At 68.3% G+C, this 15,676-nt stretch carries 28 protein-coding genes and 1 tRNA gene; 26 read left to right on the top strand and 3 right to left on the bottom strand.

Translation table 11 applies throughout. The features are described from left to right. The 20 genes from BMW85_RS09425 to BMW85_RS09335 all read left to right on the top strand — a co-directional run bounded on the left by BMW85_RS09425 (position 1) and on the right by BMW85_RS09335 (position 9,013). Positions 1-74 (top strand) — tRNA-Gln (locus BMW85_RS09425). Between the two features lie 7 nt (positions 75-81). Continuing rightward, a complete protein-coding gene (locus BMW85_RS48230; protein WP_143082173.1) occupies positions 82-273 on the top strand; it encodes a hypothetical protein in 192 nt (63 codons plus the stop codon). 280 nt (positions 274-553) lie between these two features. Continuing rightward, the gene (locus BMW85_RS09420; RefSeq protein ID WP_091079464.1) at positions 554-1,081 is read left to right on the top strand and encodes a GIY-YIG nuclease family protein; all 528 of its coding nucleotides are present in this window, start codon (positions 554-556) and stop codon (positions 1,079-1,081) included. Between the two features lie 111 nt (positions 1,082-1,192). Further along, positions 1,193-1,432: a hypothetical protein gene (locus BMW85_RS09415; RefSeq protein ID WP_091079461.1), complete on the top strand. Its 240-nt coding sequence runs from the start codon at positions 1,193-1,195 to the stop codon at positions 1,430-1,432. Positions 1,433-1,654: 222 nt separating this feature from the next. After that, on the top strand, positions 1,655-2,137 hold the full coding sequence (locus BMW85_RS09410; RefSeq protein ID WP_091079459.1) for a DUF7336 domain-containing protein: 483 nt from the start codon (positions 1,655-1,657) through the stop codon (positions 2,135-2,137). Then, positions 2,137-2,415 carry a hypothetical protein gene (locus BMW85_RS09405; RefSeq protein WP_091079457.1) on the top strand — a complete coding sequence of 93 codons (279 nt, stop codon included), beginning with the start codon at positions 2,137-2,139 and terminating at the stop codon, positions 2,413-2,415. The genes BMW85_RS09410 and BMW85_RS09405 overlap by 1 nt, the downstream gene beginning before the upstream one ends. Then, on the top strand, positions 2,415-3,071 hold the full coding sequence (locus tag BMW85_RS09400; RefSeq protein WP_091079454.1) for a hypothetical protein: 657 nt from the start codon (positions 2,415-2,417) through the stop codon (positions 3,069-3,071). Before BMW85_RS09405 ends, BMW85_RS09400 begins: the two co-directional genes overlap by 1 nt. Beyond that, positions 3,071-3,415 carry a hypothetical protein gene (locus tag BMW85_RS09395; RefSeq protein WP_091079452.1) on the top strand — a complete coding sequence of 115 codons (345 nt, stop codon included), beginning with the start codon at positions 3,071-3,073 and terminating at the stop codon, positions 3,413-3,415. The genes BMW85_RS09400 and BMW85_RS09395 overlap by 1 nt, the downstream gene beginning before the upstream one ends. After that, positions 3,415-3,666 carry a hypothetical protein gene (locus BMW85_RS09390; protein ID WP_091079449.1) on the top strand — a complete coding sequence of 84 codons (252 nt, stop codon included), beginning with the start codon at positions 3,415-3,417 and terminating at the stop codon, positions 3,664-3,666. The genes BMW85_RS09395 and BMW85_RS09390 overlap by 1 nt, the downstream gene beginning before the upstream one ends. Further along, on the top strand, positions 3,663-3,839 hold the full coding sequence (locus tag BMW85_RS49390; protein ID WP_177240574.1) for a hypothetical protein: 177 nt from the start codon (positions 3,663-3,665) through the stop codon (positions 3,837-3,839). Before BMW85_RS09390 ends, BMW85_RS49390 begins: the two co-directional genes overlap by 4 nt. Further along, positions 3,839-4,147 carry a hypothetical protein gene (locus BMW85_RS09385; protein ID WP_091079448.1) on the top strand — a complete coding sequence of 103 codons (309 nt, stop codon included), beginning with the start codon at positions 3,839-3,841 and terminating at the stop codon, positions 4,145-4,147. The genes BMW85_RS49390 and BMW85_RS09385 overlap by 1 nt, the downstream gene beginning before the upstream one ends. Positions 4,148-4,386: 239 nt before the next feature. Beyond that, positions 4,387-5,313 (top strand): phage antirepressor KilAC domain-containing protein, encoded by a 927-nt coding sequence (locus tag BMW85_RS09380; RefSeq protein ID WP_177240573.1) that lies wholly within the window; start codon positions 4,387-4,389, stop codon positions 5,311-5,313. Further along, positions 5,310-6,083: a hypothetical protein gene (locus BMW85_RS09375; protein WP_091079443.1), complete on the top strand. Its 774-nt coding sequence runs from the start codon at positions 5,310-5,312 to the stop codon at positions 6,081-6,083. The genes BMW85_RS09380 and BMW85_RS09375 overlap by 4 nt, the downstream gene beginning before the upstream one ends. Positions 6,084-6,150: 67 nt before the next feature. After that, complete coding sequence (locus BMW85_RS09370; protein WP_091079440.1) at positions 6,151-6,435, top strand: hypothetical protein; 285 nt, start codon at positions 6,151-6,153, stop codon at positions 6,433-6,435. A gap of 256 nt (positions 6,436-6,691) precedes the next feature. Then, a complete protein-coding gene (locus BMW85_RS51845; protein ID WP_281249560.1) occupies positions 6,692-6,820 on the top strand; it encodes a hypothetical protein in 129 nt (42 codons plus the stop codon). Between the two features lie 77 nt (positions 6,821-6,897). Next, on the top strand, positions 6,898-7,455 hold the full coding sequence (locus tag BMW85_RS09360) for a hypothetical protein (RefSeq protein ID WP_091079435.1): 558 nt from the start codon (positions 6,898-6,900) through the stop codon (positions 7,453-7,455). Positions 7,456-7,474: 19 nt separating this feature from the next. Beyond that, positions 7,475-7,627: a hypothetical protein gene (locus BMW85_RS49385; RefSeq protein WP_177240572.1), complete on the top strand. Its 153-nt coding sequence runs from the start codon at positions 7,475-7,477 to the stop codon at positions 7,625-7,627. A 363-nt stretch (positions 7,628-7,990) separates the two neighbouring features. Continuing rightward, positions 7,991-8,275, top strand: coding sequence for a hypothetical protein (locus tag BMW85_RS09345; RefSeq protein WP_143082170.1), 285 nt, complete (start codon positions 7,991-7,993; stop codon positions 8,273-8,275). Then, a complete protein-coding gene (locus BMW85_RS09340; protein WP_091079427.1) occupies positions 8,265-8,558 on the top strand; it encodes a hypothetical protein in 294 nt (97 codons plus the stop codon). The genes BMW85_RS09345 and BMW85_RS09340 overlap by 11 nt, the downstream gene beginning before the upstream one ends. Before the next feature lie 2 nt (positions 8,559-8,560). Continuing rightward, entirely contained in the window at positions 8,561-9,013 is a 453-nt protein-coding gene (locus BMW85_RS09335) for a hypothetical protein (protein WP_091079425.1), read from the top strand. A 112-nt stretch (positions 9,014-9,125) separates the two neighbouring features. On the opposite strand, the gene BMW85_RS49380 is transcribed toward BMW85_RS09335, so the two are convergent. The 3 genes from BMW85_RS49380 to BMW85_RS49370 all read right to left on the bottom strand — a co-directional run bounded on the left by BMW85_RS49380 (position 9,126) and on the right by BMW85_RS49370 (position 11,336). Beyond that, complete coding sequence (locus BMW85_RS49380; RefSeq protein ID WP_177240571.1) at positions 9,126-9,995, bottom strand: hypothetical protein; 870 nt, start codon at positions 9,993-9,995, stop codon at positions 9,126-9,128. A 165-nt stretch (positions 9,996-10,160) separates the two neighbouring features. Then, complete coding sequence (locus BMW85_RS49375) at positions 10,161-10,361, bottom strand: hypothetical protein (RefSeq protein WP_177240570.1); 201 nt, start codon at positions 10,359-10,361, stop codon at positions 10,161-10,163. 99 nt (positions 10,362-10,460) lie between these two features. Then, positions 10,461-11,336 carry a hypothetical protein gene (locus BMW85_RS49370; protein ID WP_177240569.1) on the bottom strand — a complete coding sequence of 292 codons (876 nt, stop codon included), beginning with the start codon at positions 11,334-11,336 and terminating at the stop codon, positions 10,461-10,463. Positions 11,337-11,481: 145 nt separating this feature from the next. Between BMW85_RS49370 and BMW85_RS49365 the strand changes: the two genes are divergently transcribed. From BMW85_RS49365 to BMW85_RS09295, 6 genes are all read left to right on the top strand, one after another. Continuing rightward, positions 11,482-12,801 carry a hypothetical protein gene (locus tag BMW85_RS49365; protein ID WP_177240568.1) on the top strand — a complete coding sequence of 440 codons (1,320 nt, stop codon included), beginning with the start codon at positions 11,482-11,484 and terminating at the stop codon, positions 12,799-12,801. Positions 12,802-12,871: 70 nt separating this feature from the next. Then, entirely contained in the window at positions 12,872-13,120 is a 249-nt protein-coding gene (locus BMW85_RS09315) for a hypothetical protein (RefSeq protein WP_143082166.1), read from the top strand. A 10-nt stretch (positions 13,121-13,130) separates the two neighbouring features. Beyond that, complete coding sequence (locus BMW85_RS09310; protein ID WP_091079415.1) at positions 13,131-13,814, top strand: hypothetical protein; 684 nt, start codon at positions 13,131-13,133, stop codon at positions 13,812-13,814. Next, complete coding sequence (locus BMW85_RS09305) at positions 13,811-14,485, top strand: hypothetical protein (protein ID WP_091079413.1); 675 nt, start codon at positions 13,811-13,813, stop codon at positions 14,483-14,485. The genes BMW85_RS09310 and BMW85_RS09305 overlap by 4 nt, the downstream gene beginning before the upstream one ends. Positions 14,486-14,488: 3 nt before the next feature. After that, positions 14,489-15,358 carry an NAD-dependent epimerase/dehydratase family protein gene (locus BMW85_RS09300; protein WP_091079410.1) on the top strand — a complete coding sequence of 290 codons (870 nt, stop codon included), beginning with the start codon at positions 14,489-14,491 and terminating at the stop codon, positions 15,356-15,358. A gap of 7 nt (positions 15,359-15,365) precedes the next feature. After that, positions 15,366-15,638 carry a hypothetical protein gene (locus tag BMW85_RS09295; protein ID WP_091079407.1) on the top strand — a complete coding sequence of 91 codons (273 nt, stop codon included), beginning with the start codon at positions 15,366-15,368 and terminating at the stop codon, positions 15,636-15,638. The last annotated feature ends 38 nt before the right edge of the window (positions 15,639-15,676 follow it).

The following is a 15,676-nucleotide window of genomic DNA, read 5'->3' as shown; positions in this document are numbered from 1 at the left end:
CTCGCTGTAGCTCAGTGGTAGAGCATCCGGCTCTGCTAACCGGATGGACGCTGGTTCGAGCCCAGTCAGCGAGGCTTAACCATGTCCGGGAACGTCGGAGAAGAGATGTGCACCACTTCCCCTCCTGCCCCGGTCTTCCAATGCTTCCGACGCGAGGGCGGCGTCGATGTAGTGCCGTCCCACCTGCCGTTGTTCGTCGCCGATGAGCAGCGGTCGATGACCGTCGAGGAGTATTTCGGCCTTCCCGATGAATTGGGCAGCGGCACGCCCTGACCTGCAACTTGCTCTCTGGGATGGGCGTATAAATGCCTCATTCCCAGCCGAAAAGTCGGCCGGGCCTGCGATAATGAACAGGTATTCGAACCCCGGCGACGGTTCCAGCCGTCCCGGGGCGCGGCCAACCTGTTAGGAGCAGGCTGACATGCAAGAACTTACCGTCACGTGCGGATGTAGCCGCAAGATGGGCATCGACACATTACGCGGCAAGGGCGCATATCGGTGCGGGTGCGGGGCGAGAGTCCACGTAGATGTGCCGAGATCGCGCCCTCTGTGCGTGGGGGTTACCGAGACAGGCGAACAGTGCGGCTACGTGGTGGTCCCCGGATCGCGGGAGCACGGCATTGCGCTCTGCGGCAAGCATCTGGAACGGCACGAAGAGTACCTCCAACGCCAAGCGAAGCTTGATGCTTGGGAGGCGCAAGACCTGGCCCTGTCCCGGCGCCACCACGAGGACCAGCGGTCCCGCGTCGAGCAACGGCTCGACGAGGCGCGCAAAGAGGGCCGGATGGTCGTGTACTACGTCCGAATCGGCAACTACATCAAGATCGGTACAACGACCAGCTTCAAATACCGCATGACCTCGCTCATGCCGGACGAGATCCTCGCCACCGAGCCCGGCCATGAGGAGCTTGAGCGGATGCGGCATAAGCAGTTCGCCCACCTCCGGATACCGCTCGGCAGGGAGCGCTTCAGGCCCGACCCGGAACTCATGGATCACATCCGAATGATCCGCGAGCACTACGGCGAGCCAGCCGACCGCTATCCCGTAGCAGAGGCTACGTCCGACACGCCAGCCCCATAATTCGGCCACGTTTGGCATGGCGATAGGTGACCTGCTATAAACGAGGAGATCGTCCAGAAATAGGCCCTCAGGCAACTTCGCCGGGGGCCTTTCTGCATGTCTGGGGGCGGTATGCAGCGGGAGCCCATCACCATCGCAGAGGCCGCGGAGCGACTGGACAAGCCGGAACCCTTGGTGCGCTGCTGGGCGTCCCGATATCGGGGGCGTCGGCTGCTGAAGGTCGGCAAGACCGTCTACTACGACTGGCTCGACCTTTGCACGATTGGCCGGCAGATCCACATTGGGCAGAAGGTCCCGCCGTCTCCGGAGGAGCGGGACGAGCTCCGCGCCGCACTGAAGCCCGCGGCCTAGACACCGTTAGAAACCCCAAGAGCGCGCGTCCCGGTGCTGGTGACGCGCCCGGCTCCACGGTCTATCCCCCAGGATGCCCGCCGTGTAGAGCCGCTGGTTGCCCGGTTCCCGTGACATGCGAGGGAGCGGGGACCGGGCGACCCCCATAGACGCGCGGCCCTGTTTTCAAGGGGTTGATCAGGGCCGCGCCACAAACCCCTTACCAACCCCTGGAGAACCCCGATGAAGGTGTACCTGGCAACGTCCGGCTCGTACTCCGACTACCGCGTCCGTGGCGTGTTCGCCCGCGAGGAAGACGCTGAAGCGTACGAACTCGCAGACGACGTCGAAGAGTTCGAGCTGAAGGAGGGGCCGCAGGAGGTCCGGTCCTGGCACACGCTGAGGTGGCAGCCGGACCGCCCGGAGCCTGAGTACGTGGTCCACTTCTCGTGGAGTCCTCCCGAAGGCGACAAGATCCCCAACCCGTCCGAGGATGACCGGCCGGAGCGCCGCGACTACGACGGCCACCCCAACCGTGTCGAACACCGGTGGGTCGGTCACCGTGGCCGCGAATGCTATGGCGATCTCGTGGTCAGCGGGTGGGACATCGAGCACGTCCGTAAGGTGTTCGGCGAGCTGCGCGCCGAGTGGCTGAACAACAAGGCGCTCGGCATGGTGTGGGACTCGCAGAAGTGCGAGTGGACGCCCGGCGAGGTGGACGCCTGATGCGCCGCTACAGGAAGAAGCCCGTCGAGGTCACCGCCGTCCAGTGGACAGGCGACAACATCAACCACCTCTGGGACGTGTTCAGCGCCGAGAACATCTACGGCCCCACCGAGAAGAACCCGGACTGGCTGATCATCACCACGCTCGAAGGCGACATGCGCGCGAACGTGGGCGACTGGATCATCAAGGGCGTGAAGGGCGAGCTTTACCCGTGCAAGCCGGACGTGTTCGCCGAGACGTACGAGCCTGTCCCTGCGGTGACGTGGGGGACCTACTGATGAAGGTGTACGTAGCGACCAGCGGATATCGCGGCGATTACTGGTACAGCATCCAGCAGGTCTTCAGGACCCGCGAGGCGGCCGAAGCGTACGGGCGCGCTCATGACATCGAAGAGTTCGAACTGCTCGACGCGCCGCCCGAGGTGCGCGACTGGCACACGATCACGCGCACGTTCGGCAAGGACGCCGGGAGCGGCGAGCCCGTTCACCGCGTGGACCAGCTCGACTTCCTCGGCGACCCAGACCGCATCGAGGTACAGGTTGACCGCAACCCGAAGGACCGCGACCGCCCCTACAAGGTGGTCGTCGAGGGCTGGGACCTGGACAAGGTGAAGGCGGCGTCCGAGGCGCAGTGCGCGAACTTCCTCGCCGAGCGGAACGAGTGGGCGGCGTCCGTCGTCGCCGAACTCGACCGGATCGACGTGAAGGTCTGGTACGAGGTGGACGGCAAGACCGTCCTTGAGACGCCCGTCCATCGCACCGCCGACCACTTCACGGTGCCGCACGACCTGGTGTGCAGTCAGTTGGGCATCGACCCGTCCCAGTCGCTGCATGGACGCTGGTTGACGGTGGAGCGCCTGTCGTTCACCGAGGCGGACGGCTTCTCGCTGTGCCGGGACCCGCAGGATCATCTCGCGTCTTCGGAGAGCCGCTGATGCCGTACACGAGCCACGGCCACGCCTACGGCGTCATCGACACCGACCAGCCGCGCCCGACTCTCGTCGCCCGCTGCGGCGGACCCCGCCTGTGCAAGAAGTGCGCCACCGAAGCAGCAGCCACACCGTCCGAGGCCCGGCAGATGGACGAGTGGCGGGTCGAGATCGACCGCTACCGCCTGGAGATCGCCCGTCTCCGGGCGATCGTCTCCCGCGTGATCGAGATCCCTCGCGAGCCCGAGCATCTGCCCGACGACGACGCAGGGCTGGCCTATAAGCGAGGCTGGCAGGACGCCCGTGCTCTCGTGGACAAGGCGCTCCTACCGGAAGAGGAGCAGAGCTGATGCCCAGCGAGCGCATCGACTGCGCGTCCGGACGACAGAAGCAAGTCGAGATGTTCTGGTTCCCCGCGCCGACGAGGCGCGTGACCTTGGCGACGATCGACCGCGATGCTCCTTCCAGCGACGGGCTCCGGTTCCTCGGCCACGGGGTGACCTTGGATCGGGAGGGTATCGACCGGCTCATCGGCGCACTCTGCGAGGCTCGCGACACCGTGTACGGGAGCGTCGATCACGAGCCGAGGGCTGGCGAGTGAGCACGCTGCCCGCCGCCCACCTTCACGAGGTGGCGGCGTGGATGCAGCGCTGGCAGCCCGACCGTCAGGTAGTGGCCGATACCGGGCGGTCCCGGATCGTGGCCGAAGTCGCCGGCGCGGTGGTGGTGTACGAGGCTGACGCGGTTCGCCGGCTCATCCCGAAGAGGCGTTAGTGACCGTCCTCTCCCGTGTCTGGCGGGTGTACGCCGACCCTGCCAAGAGCGAAGCGGCGGCATGGTTGAAGACGCTCCTGCCGGTCGAGATCGTCTCGTGGCTGTACCGGGTGGCCGCTCCCGAGGAGTGGCCGCGCCTCGCCTGGACCACGCTGTGGGATGTCGTCCTTGTGGCTGCGCTGCTTTGGGTGGTGCGACAGAGGGACGAGGCGCGAGCCGAGGTCAAGACGTACGAGATCGCGTTCCAGGCCGCGCCTCTCGTGGTGCAGGAGATGGCCCGCCGCCGCGCCGACAAGCGCGACGAGTAAACGGACATATCTAACCTAAATCGGGCGCAATTGATGTGGCGTTCGTCACGCTGCCTGACCTGCTAAAACGCCTGCGAATTCGATCACTGCAAATGCGTTCATTCCGGCATTTGTGCAGGTCGAATAGTAGAATTCAGAGTAATTCGGGCTCTCATCTCGAAATGAGAGCGCCCCGAACGGTCGTGTTGCGACGGCCGTCCGAGGCTTGCCGATCCACCTGCATCACCAGGAGATCGACCATGGACAACCGTACTTCCTCGGACTCCCGCGACGAGAATCAGGGGCCGGGTTCCGACCTCCAGATCTTCGACAACGGAGAGTTCAACCTGGAGATCACTCGCGTCGGAGATAGCTTCCGCGTCCAAGCGCCGGGCCTGGCCCGCTCGCTGTCCTTCCACTCCGCACGGGACATGCTCCGTACCGTTCCGGATGACGAGAAGGGGTGGGAGATAGCTCCCACCCTTGGCGGCGAGCAGCAGATGTGGCACGTCACCGAGCCGGGCTTCTACCGCGTTCTGGGGCAACGGCAGACCGCGCGGATCAAGAACGAGGACGTTCAGAAGCAGGTCGTCCGCTTCCAGCGCTGGGTGTTCCACGACGTCATCCCTTCCATCCGCCGTACGGGCGGGTACGCCCCCGCGCCGTCCCCGGTCACGGCGATCCCCTCCCACCCCGAGACGCTTCGCAAGTGGGCGGCGGAGATCGAAGCCCGCGAGGCTGCCGAGCAGCGCGCCGCGATCGAGGCAGCGGGCAGGCAGGCAGCCGAGGAAGAGATCGCGGTCCTTGAGCCGAAGGCCGCCGAAGCCGACCACCACCGGGCAGCGGACGGCTGCATGGCCATCGGCGACTTCGCCAACAAGCTGAAGGCGTGGGCGCTCCAGAACTGCGGCGTCCGCATCCTGCACGAGGACGTGTGGGACTTCCTCGGCGACATCGGCCTGATCATCCGGGGTAACACGATCCGCAAGAACCAGCCGACCTCTTTCGCCACCGAACGGGACTACGTCCGGACGAAGACGACCCGGTACGACACGAGGACGCGAGGCGAGCAGGTGTCCACCTCCTCCCGCCTCACCCCTGCTGGTGAAGGATGGGCGTGGGACCGGGCGGTCAAGCGGCTCAACGACTTCGGCTCGCTGCGCAAGGCGATGGGCGGCGCGGCATGAACGAGCGCAGTGCCGAAGAACTCGACCGGCTCATGAAGTTCGATGACCTGGTCTGCCGCGTCTACGCCGACGACCGGATGCCGCCCGGCACCCGCGAAGTCGCTCTGGCGATGGCGTGGGCGTTGGAACGCGGCCCGGTCGCCCACCCCGAGGTCAAGTTCTGGACGCTGGTCCGCCGCTCACTCGGCGGCGACCGGATGGGTCGCCCTCGCCTCTCGGAACTGATCGCGGCTGACGCTCCCCGATACGAGAACCGCTCCGACTGGTCGCTGGGCAACGGCTCGTGCGAGGGGCCAAGGGTCCGCCCGTACAAGCCGCGCGAGCGCCCGCCGTCCGGCTGCTACCTGGACCACCCGCACATCGGCCCGTGCCGCTTCCCCGAGGTGTACGGCGCTGGCGGGCATGCTCACGACCACACCGAGGGCGGCACCATCTGTGGAGCCACCGCCACCATCCGCGTGAAGGAACGCGACATGGTGACCGGCTGGCACACCAACCACTGGTTCTGCCGCCGCCACGCCGCCCGCGCCCGCGAGGTCAAACAGCAGTTGGCCGCGCGAGGCGAACCGCCAGAGCCGATCCCGAACACGGGCGGGCTGCTGCCTCGCTACTTCGCCGCCGACTGGGCCAAGATTTACGCCCTGCACTGCGAGAAGGCGTACCGGCGCTGGACAGAGCCGTACTGCGGGGTGGACGCCGACCACTGGCCGACGCCCGGCAAGACGATGATCCCGAAGCGGCCACGGCTGGCTCTCGTCGCTGATCTGTAGACCTCCGGGCGGGTGGTCTGTCTGCACGCCGCCGCCCGCCCGGATCAACTCTCGCTCGGAGGTGGTCGTGAACCTCGCCGTCCACGCCCCGTCCTCCTCCTGCGAGCAGACGCACTGCGGCGCGCACGACGTTGACGAGCCCCGCGAGGGCGTGTTCAAGGTGTGCCTGGAGTGCGGCCACGCTTTCGCGACGCCCTCCGATCTCCTCGCCGCCTACAACTCCGAGCGCCGGCGAATGGCCGAAGCCGAATTGGACGGGCCGGACGGTACCGACTACGGGACGCCTGCTCTCGTGCCTGTGACGGACGTACGGCAGGTGGAGTTCTGCCCGTGCTGCGCCCATGACTTCTGACCTTGGAGGTTGCCTTGTCTGAGACTGTCGTCTCGCCGTCGAACGTGATCTGGCTGGACCTCCCGGACAACGTGGTCGTGTCCTGCTCGGGCGGGATCATCTGGCTCGAATAGGAGTTCGACCTGCCGGGTAGGGTCGCCTCATGCAAGGCGAGCCTCCGGTGGTGAAACTTCCAGGTCATCCCGCGAAAGCGGGGTATCTGATCGCGTGGAGGCAGAAGTCGGACCGGTCCTGGGAAGCGCAAGTCCAGTACGTCATGGACGTCCCTGGCGGTTACCGCGCCCACCTAGAGAAGCCGTACACGTCCTGGTTCCAGGCCCACGAGGTGGAGCCCGTCGAGGGCGAGGACTACCGCCGCGTGCCACGCATCCGTTCCGGCTCGTAGCTGCCCGCTCAACCTTGCAGGCCCTTCATAGTGCGGGGCCTCGCGCGCACCAACCCCTCAACCCCACTGGAGATCGCGTGGAGTTCTGCAACCACGACGGCGTGACGATCGAGTGGCCTGAGTACGGGCTGCCCACGGTCACCTACGCCGCCCCCTACACGGCCTTCCCTCGCGACTGGCTGAACGCGGCCGGGCTGGACGTTGCGAAGGTCGAGGGCGACCGGATCACGGTGCTCGGCAACGTCGTCTACGAGGTCGTGGACTGGCACCACCGCTGCTCTGCCTATGGCGGCGACGCGGAGTTCGCCTACGCGAGGCTCGTCTCCCGCCCGCCGCAGGCAGGCGACGCGGAGAAGCTGCTGAACCAAGCCGTCACGCCACGAAGCGACGAGGGCGAAGAGCTCACCCTTGACGACGACTGGGACGCCCACCTCCGCGAAGGGGAGTGGCCCGACCGCTACCGGGGCGCGGTCCTCATGCCGGGCAGGTGCGGCTGCTGCGGCAGACTCCACGAGTGGGACTACACCCCGGCGAAAGCACGCAGGATCGCCGCCCGATTGATCGAGCTGGCCGACGAGGCGGAGAAGGTCGAGCCCGCCCGGCTCCTCACCCCGGAGGAAGCCGATGCCCGATGACTCCACCAGCGGTACGAGCATGCGTAGCTGGATCACCTCAGCGTTGATCGTGTTCCCGCCCATCTTCGCGGTCGCCTTCTGTGCGGCGTACGGGTGGAAGGCGTTCCTGCCCGTCGTCCTCGTCGCCTACCTGCTCGTGATGGCTGTGTTGGACCCGTTCCGCCGCCACTGACCCGCCCGCCCGCCGACCTGTGCCCGCCTTTGTGTGGGCTTCCCGCGTGCGGGGGGTGACGTGGCCCCGATCCTCGCCTGTAAGGGCTGTGGCGCGACCAAGCCGGAACCGACCGGGGACCCGACAGACCTGTTCCCGTCCGGGCGCTGCGGCGACTGCCCGCCTTGGCGCTGCGGAGACTGCGGTGAGATGTGCTCCGCCGCCAGCCTGTGCCCGTGCTGGACGCGGCTCGACGCGCTGCCGATGGCTGACGTCAAGGCTCTGCTCGCCGCTGACGGGTTCCAGCTCGACCACCGCATCACCTGACCGTCCGACCACCTGAGCCCGCCATCGTGCGGGCTTCTCGCACGTCAGGGGGTGGTGATGCGGGAGGAGTACGACCCCGACCGCCACGGCTCCTACGGGGCGTGGCTGCGCTCCAAGGGTCTCCAGGTCCGCGCCGGCGGATGGACGCACGCCACCCACGACCAGGCCCGCGAGTACGTCGGCAAGGACGGACGCCGGGTGAAGGACGTCACCGACCAACTCGGCAACCGGGTCGTCCAGCACGGCCGCGACCAGCAGTCCGTCCACATCAAAAGCCCCGAAACCGTGCACGCCGTCATCCAACGCTCACCACAGAAGAAGGAGGTGGGCGATGTCGGTTGACGACCGGCTGGCCTCACTCCGCAGCCAGATCGAAGCCACCGAGGTCGAGAAGCGGCTTCTCGACGAACTCCAGGCAGCGAAGGACGCCTACGCTGCCGACTCCTCCGACGAGGCGAAGGACCGCAAGCAGGCCGCCGCTGAGGCGCTGCGCGAGCACCGGCAGAACACCCGCTCCGACGGCGTGTCGGTGGGCGGCGACGCCTACGTGGAGCCCGGCAGCCCCGACCCGTCCCCGTCCGACACCGTGAAGGCGGACGTCACTTCGAAGGTTGAGGGGGCGTAACCGTGGCCATCTCCGCATCGGGCCTGTACGTCAGCACGTTCGTTGACGTGCTGGATACCACTCAACTCGCCCTCGACCTCGACCTGGAAACGCACAAGGTCGCCCTCTTCACGAACAGTCTCACCACGCCGAACTTCACCACGGACACCGCCTATGGCGTCTCCCCGTACAACGCCAACGAGGTGTCCGGCACCGGGTACACGTCCGGCGGCGCGCTGCTGACGGGTACGACGTTCACCGGGTCGGGTGGCGTGGCGACGTTCGACGCCTCCGATGTGACCTGGTCGTCTTCGACCATCACGGGGGCGAAGGGCGCGCTCATCTACGCGGACGCTCTGGCGGGCAACAACGCCATAGTGTTGGTCAACCTGGGAAGCGACTACTCCACGTCCAACGGGAGCCTCGTAATTTCCTGGTCCGCGAGCGGGATCTTCGCCCTGACCTTGGCCGCCTGACCAGCGCAAACGCCGCCTGACGTCGCCGCCTCCGGGCGGCTTTCGCATGTCCGGGGGTCGGTGTGGTTGCTGCGTACCGCTCCCACAGCACGGCGAGCAACGCGAACGGCGGCTACACGATCGCCCGCCCCTCGGACGTGGTCTCGGGCGATGTGCTGGTTCTGGCGGTTTTCACTGACAGCGGCAACGCCACCGACATCACAACCCCGTCAGGGTGGACGCTCGCGTCCAGCATGAACAGCGGCCAGACGTACACGCGTGGCCGGACGTTCGTGAAAACCGCGACTGGGTCGGAGCCGACCACGTACTCGGTCGCGCATGCCGGGGCGTCGTCGGTTGCGATCCTGATCTGTGTGTCCGGGGCTGCCCTTCCCGGCGTGTACGGGAGCGTGAGCGCCGGGACGGGCAACAACGTCCAGACGCCCACCGTCACCCCATCCAGCAGCAGCGGTATCGAGATCAGGTTCGCTGGCGCGGACGGCGACGGTAACGCGCGGACATTCGCCCCGCCTTCGACGTACACCGAGCCTGCTGGCGCGGACCTGAACCATGGGTGGCTCACGCATGCCGAGGCCGCGTACAAGATCCTTAGTTCGAATGCAGCGACGGGCGCCCAGAACCATCTGGCGTCCGGCGCGATCGTGTCCAGGTTGGGGTTCACGGTCTTCCTGCCGTCCGGGGGCGGCACGGACGCGACCGCCACCCCTTCGGTGGTGGCCGCGACGTCGTCGGTTCCTGCCCCGTCGGTGTCGGCTCCGGCGTCGGCCACGGCCACCCCGAGCGTCGTCACCGGGTCGGCGTCGATTCCGGCTCCGAGCGTGTCGGACGGCTCCGCTCCGGCCTCACCGCCTGTCCTGCGCGGCACTGTGACGTCCGTCGCGGGGAGGACGACGCCGCTCACCGCCACCAAGCCGACGGGTGTCGTCTCCGGCGACCTGCTGGTCGCCCACCACTCGGCTGACGTCGGCACCCTCGACGACATGGGCACCCCCACAGGCGGTGCCACCTGGCAGGTCTTGCGTACGTACACGGCGGGCGAGAACGCCCTACAGGTCGTCATCTACTGGAAGATCGCAGGAGGCAGCGAGCCCACGTCGTGGGACTTCTCCCAGGACGCCTCGGCTGACGGCACGGTGATCATCGCCGCCTACTCGGGCGCGTCCACTTCCACGCCGACGGTGCAGGAGACGTCCGGCTCGGGCACGTCGATCGGTACGCCCGGCATCACCCCTCCCGCCGCCAACAGCGTGGAGTTGCGGTTCGCGACGGGTGTCCCGACTGCTCCCGGTTCTGTCTCCTGGACCGCCCCCGGCGGGCTCAGCGAGCAGGCGGACCTGCAGTCCACCACCTACGTCACCTCCACGCTCGCCACCCGCACCCTGTCCAGCTCGACGCCGACGAGCACCGCGAACTTCACCCCCTCGGCGTCGCTCGTCTTCGCTGCCGGTCACACGATCGGCATCGCGGGTGCCACCCCGTCTAGCCAGGACGCCACCGCCACCCCGTCAGTGGTGGCGGGCACGGCATCGGTTCCCGCTCCCAGTACCGGCGCGGGCTCGACCGTCTCTCCGGGCGTGGTGTCGGCATCAGCCAGCGTCCCCGCTCCTACGGCCGGGGCGGGTGCTACGGCTGCTCCTGGCGTCGTCGCAGCCACCACGTCGGTGCCGTCGGCGACGATCTCCACCGGGTCGACTCTCACGCCGGGCGTCGCCCCCGCAACAGCGACCGTCCCGGCACCCACCACGTCAGCGGGCTCCACCGCCTCGCCGACGGTGGCCACCGCGTCGGTCTCGGTGCCGTCGGTCACGGTCACGACCGGCTCCACCGCCTCACCTGCGATCGTTCCGGCCTCGGCCGCAGTGCCGGCGCCGTCCGCGAGCACCAGCTCTACCGTCTCGCCCGCGGTCGTCCAGGCACAGTCGTCGGTGCCGGCCCCGTCTGTCACGGCGGGCGTCACCGCCTCACCCTCCGTGGTGCAGGCGACCGCGTCCGTCCCTGAGGCTTCGGTGCTGGCCGAGGTCGTCGCCTCCCCGAGCATCGTCACCGCCTCCACGACCGTCCCGGCCCCGACTGCGGGTGCCGGCGCCACCGCGGCCCCGTCCGTCGTACAGGCGACGTCGTCGGTGCCCGCCCCGGCGGTCGGCGCCGTCACAGCGGCTACTCCTGCACCGGTCACGGCCACCAGCTCCGTGGACACGCCCGACGTCTCCGCGAGCTCCACGGCCACCACAGACGTCGTCGAGGCCACTGCCAGCGTTCCAGCGCCTACTTCGACCGCCGGGGCGACTGCGAGCCCTGGCGTGGTCTCGGCGACCACCACCATCCCGACACCGCAAGCAGGCGCCGGCTCGTCGGCTGCCCCAGCGGCCGTGGAATCGACGGCCGACATCCCGGAGCCTGCCACATCGGCGGGCGCCACGGCATCACCGGACACCGTCCAGGCGTCCGCGTCGGTCCCGGCCCCTGACGTGTCGGGCGGTATCGTTCCGGCATCCGAGCTCCGCGACACCTTCACTGGGACGACGCTGGACACGGCCCTGTGGACAGCGACCAACAACGCGGGCGTCACCGGCAGCCAGAACGACGTCTACCAGTTCGAGATCAGCGGCTCGGCGGTCGCGTTCAGCCAGATCGCCAGCGCCGGCACCTACGACCTGACCGGCAGCGCCTTCGCGGTCGAGCTGGTCGACGCCGGTTCGCAGGCCACCGGCCTTGAGGTCTACGCGATCGTCGAGGCCGACGCCATCAACCGGCTGTTCTTCGTCATCGCGGGCGGATTCGTCGGCATCTACAAGGTCGTCTCCGGCAGCCAGTCCAGCCTCGCCTTCCACTCCTACAGCCCGGCAGATCACCGCTGGCTCCGCATCCGGGAGGACGCGGGCACCACCTACTGGGAGGCGTCCCCGGACGGCTCCTCCTGGGCGGAGCTGCACTCCGAGGCGACCCCGATCACGGTCACCTCGACGCGGCTGATCCTCCAGGCCGGGGCCTGGCAGGCGGTCGGCGCGGACACCACCGTCGTCTGGGACAACGTCGGCGGCCTTCTGGTCTCGGACGCCACAGCCTCGCCCACGACAGTCCCCGCTACCGCCACGATCCCGGCACCCACCGCCTCGGCGGGGGCGACCGCGACACCCGGCGCTGTCGCGGCGTCCGCCTCCATCCCGGAGCCGGACGTCTCGGCTGGGACCACCGCGAGCGCGCCTGTAGTCGCCTCTGAGGCGTCCGTAGGCGTTCCTGAGGTGTCCGCCTCTTCTACGGCCTCTCCGGAGGTCGTAGGGGCGTCCACGGCGATCCCCGGCCCGACCGCAGCGACCGGAGCGACCGCCACCCCGGACACCGTCCAGGCGGACGCGAACATCCCGGCGCCGACTGTCGAGGCCGGCGGCAATGCCACCGCCACCCCTCAGACGGTCAACGCCGCCGCGGCTATCCCGGGACCGTCCACCGGGACGAGCATCACCGCTCAACCCGCGATCGTCCTGGCTACTGCCGCGGTACCTACACCCACCACCACGATCCTGGTCGCTGCTACTCCGGCAGCGGTCCAGGCGTACGCCACGATCCCCGCGGCGCTGCTGTCCACCACAGCAAGACCGCCCGCGGTGGCCGCGGTCGCGTCGATTCCGACGCCGTCCGTGTCGACGGGAGACCTCCCGCAGGAGATCGACATCACGATCGGCCCGCCGACGCACCGGCAATGGTCCGCTACCGCGCCAGCCAGAGGTTGGCGCACGAGCGATCCAGTCCCCCGCAGGTGGTCCGCGACCGCGCCGATACGACGCTGAGCAGGGGGTGGTCCTCGTGAGCATCCCCTGCTACCCGTCTGGCACTAAGGAGTGGATGCACTCTGGCGTGGTGACGGGCACGTACACGCCCACGACGCCGGTCTACATGGCGGTCATGCCGTATGACGTGGAGCCCGAGAGGGACGGCGACGTATGGCATGAGGCCGAATGGCACACCGCCACCGGCACTGTGCGCGCCATGTACGGCGGCGACACCGGGATCGGGACCCTCAACGAAGGCAAGTACGTGATCTGGGTCAAACCGGTCACCGCCCAGGAAGAGCCGTTGATCCGCAGCGGCCCTATCAACATCACGTGAGAGGGGTGCCGTGCCTGACCTGCTGGTGATCGTCCCCTCGCGTGGGCGCCCGCACAACATCGCCGACCTGCATGACGCCTGGACTGCGGCCACCACCGGCCCCACCGGTCTGCTTGTTGCTGTCGACGACGACGACCCCACTCTCGATGACTACCGGCAGGTGTGCGCCGACCGCGGCATCGCCCTGACCGTGGGTCCGCGGCTGCGCATGTGCCCGACCTTGAACAAGGTCGCCGTCGAGCACGCCCCCCACCACTTCGCGATCGGGTTCCTCGGCGACGACCACCGGCCCCGCACCCGCGGCTGGGACGAGCACTACCTGGCGGCCCTGCGCGACCTCGGGACGGGCTTCGTCTACGGCAACGACCTGCTGGCCGGCGAACGCCTGCCCACTCAGGTCGCGGTCACGTCCGACATCGTGATGGCGCTCGGCTGGATGGTGCCGGACGGGATCCTGCACCTGTGGGCCGACAACGTGTGGCTCGACCTCGGCCGGGCGATCGACCGGATCCGGTACCTGCCGCGGGTGGTGGTGGAGCACCAGCACTACCTCAACGGCAAGGCCGCCGAGGACGACCGCTACCGCGAGGTCAACAACGCGGACGCCGCCGAGGCTGACCGGCTCGCCTACGCCGCCTGGCTGGAGCACCGCATGCCCGGCGACGTCGACAAGCTGAAAGCACTGCTCGGGTGAAGGTCATCTCGTTCAGCCTGTTCGGCCCGGACGAGCTGTACCGGGTGGGCGCGGTGGAGAACGTCCGCCTGTGCGCCGAGCTCTACCCCGACTTCGTGTGCCGCTTCTATGTCGGTGACTCCATCCCGTCCCACGTCGTCGGCGAGCTCGCCCAGCAGGGCGCCGGGATCGTCCGCATGGTTGGGGCCTCGGAGGACTGGTGGTCGACGTTCTGGCGGTTCCACGCCTTGCGGGACGGCAACGAGGTGACGCTGTTCCGCGACGCGGACTCCCGCCCGTGCGAGCGTGAGCGCGCCGCCGTTAAGGAATGGCTGGCGTCCGGCAGGCAGTTCCACGCCATGCGGGACCACCCGGAGCACGGCATGCCGATCCTGGCTGGGATGTGGGGTGCCAGACGGGACGGCGCCGCGGCAGCGGCCCGGCTCCTGCCGGAGAAGCACGCCGGCGTGGAACGGTGGCAGGCCGACCAGCTTTGGCTGGCCCACCAGGTGTACCCGCTGGCGAGACAGTCGCTGATGGTCCACACCAGCGCCGAGAGCCCCCAGTTCGAGCCGGACGGGTTCGACGACAAACGCGACTTCCCGACACCGCGCACGCCAGGCCGGTTCGTCGGCCAGGGCTTCAACGGCGACGGCACCCTCCGTATCCCCGCAGACGCTTTAAGGGTGTGATCCGTGAGAGCGCTCGTCACCGGCTCGGCCGGATTCATCGGCCGCCACCTCACGGCCGCCCTGTCAGACCTCGGCCATGACGTGACCGGCGTCGACATCACGGACGGGCGGGACGCGCTCAACCTGTTCCGGCATGGTGGCGCCCGCTTCGACCTGGTGGCGCACTGCGCCGCGGTCGAGCCTCACCGTTCCGCGATCGACGCCTCACCGCTGACCGTGGGCGCCGGCTGTCTTGAGCTCGATGCCGCCATGTTCCAATGGGCGCTGCGGGCCAAGCCCGGCAGGGTGGTGTACTTCTCGTCGTCGGCCGCCTATCCGATGTCGCTGCAGCAGCCTGGCCTGTCGGTCCGCCTCCGCGAGGACCACATCAGCTTGGACGCGCCGGAGCAGCCGGACGCCATCTACGGCTGGCTGAAACTCACGGGCGAGCACCTGGCGGCCAGCTACCGGCAGCAGGGCGGCACGGTGACGGTGCTACGCCCGTTCTCCGGCTACGGCGAGGACCAGGGCGAGCGGTTCCCGTTCGGAGCCTTCCAAGGTCGCGCCAACCGCCGGGAAGACCCGTTCACGATCTGGGGCGACGGCACCCAGACGCGCGACTGGATCCACGTGTCCGACATCGTGGGCGCCGTCTTGGCCGCGTGGGAGTACGGCGTGGACGGGCCGGTCAACCTCGGCACTGGCCTGGCGACGTCGATGACGGACCTGGCGAAGCTGTTCACCGCGGAGGCCGGGTACAGCCCTTCCTTCACCTACCGTCCCGACGCCCCCGCAGGCGTCGCCTACCGGGTGTGCGACCCGTCCCGCATGCTCGGCTTCTACGAGCCGCAGGTGTCGATCGAGGAGGGCGTGAGGCGCACCCTCACGGCATAATGGGACGATGGACGATGTGAATGCCCTGTCGAAGTTCAATCGCGAGGATTGGGCAGACAAGCCATTCCTGATCGAGTTGCGTGGACCGAATGGCGACGACGGGACGAGGTTTCGCTGGCACGAGCTTCCGCCCATGTGGAGACAGCCCGAGGCTAGGCCGCTGACGACATTCGAGTATGCGGACCCTTGGGATTCACACATGCCCGTCGCGGACTATCGGCCTACAGGCTCGGTCACTGACGACGGCGCTCACATCTACGAGTTCTACCAGCACGAATAGAGCGACGGCCGCCTCGCATGGCGAGAGAGGCGGTCGCC

Source organism: Nonomuraea wenchangensis (genome assembly GCF_900111685.1).
Classification (GTDB): domain Bacteria; phylum Actinomycetota; class Actinomycetes; order Streptosporangiales; family Streptosporangiaceae; genus Nonomuraea; species Nonomuraea wenchangensis.
This window is presented reverse-complemented; position numbering and strand designations above follow the sequence as displayed.

Excerpts from the sequence above, each read along its gene's own strand:
- BMW85_RS48230 (WP_143082173.1), top strand. The coding sequence starts at position 82 with ATGTCCGGGAACGTCGGAGAAGAGATGTGCACCACTTCCCCTCCTGCC.
- BMW85_RS09415 (WP_091079461.1), top strand. The coding sequence starts at position 1,193 with ATGCAGCGGGAGCCCATCACCATCGCAGAGGCCGCGGAGCGACTGGAC.
- BMW85_RS09410 (WP_091079459.1), top strand. The coding sequence starts at position 1,655 with ATGAAGGTGTACCTGGCAACGTCCGGCTCGTACTCCGACTACCGCGTC.
- BMW85_RS09405 (WP_091079457.1), top strand. The coding sequence starts at position 2,137 with ATGCGCCGCTACAGGAAGAAGCCCGTCGAGGTCACCGCCGTCCAGTGG.
- BMW85_RS09400 (WP_091079454.1), top strand. The coding sequence starts at position 2,415 with ATGAAGGTGTACGTAGCGACCAGCGGATATCGCGGCGATTACTGGTAC.
- BMW85_RS09395 (WP_091079452.1), top strand. The coding sequence starts at position 3,071 with ATGCCGTACACGAGCCACGGCCACGCCTACGGCGTCATCGACACCGAC.
- BMW85_RS09390 (WP_091079449.1), top strand. The coding sequence starts at position 3,415 with ATGCCCAGCGAGCGCATCGACTGCGCGTCCGGACGACAGAAGCAAGTC.
- BMW85_RS09380 (WP_177240573.1), top strand. The coding sequence starts at position 4,387 with ATGGACAACCGTACTTCCTCGGACTCCCGCGACGAGAATCAGGGGCCG.
- BMW85_RS09375 (WP_091079443.1), top strand. The coding sequence starts at position 5,310 with ATGAACGAGCGCAGTGCCGAAGAACTCGACCGGCTCATGAAGTTCGAT.
- BMW85_RS51845 (WP_281249560.1), top strand. The coding sequence starts at position 6,692 with ATGGACGTCCCTGGCGGTTACCGCGCCCACCTAGAGAAGCCGTACACG.
- BMW85_RS49385 (WP_177240572.1), top strand. The coding sequence starts at position 7,475 with ATGCGTAGCTGGATCACCTCAGCGTTGATCGTGTTCCCGCCCATCTTC.
- BMW85_RS09345 (WP_143082170.1), top strand. The coding sequence starts at position 7,991 with ATGCGGGAGGAGTACGACCCCGACCGCCACGGCTCCTACGGGGCGTGG.
- BMW85_RS09340 (WP_091079427.1), top strand. The coding sequence starts at position 8,265 with ATGTCGGTTGACGACCGGCTGGCCTCACTCCGCAGCCAGATCGAAGCC.
- BMW85_RS49380 (WP_177240571.1), bottom strand. The coding sequence starts at position 9,995 with ATGTCGTCGAGGGTGCCGACGTCAGCCGAGTGGTGGGCGACCAGCAGG.
- BMW85_RS49370 (WP_177240569.1), bottom strand. The coding sequence starts at position 11,336 with ATGGTGGTGGTCGCCGAGACCACGCCAGGGCTCGCAGTCGCCCCGGCG.
- BMW85_RS09295 (WP_091079407.1), top strand. The coding sequence starts at position 15,366 with ATGGACGATGTGAATGCCCTGTCGAAGTTCAATCGCGAGGATTGGGCA.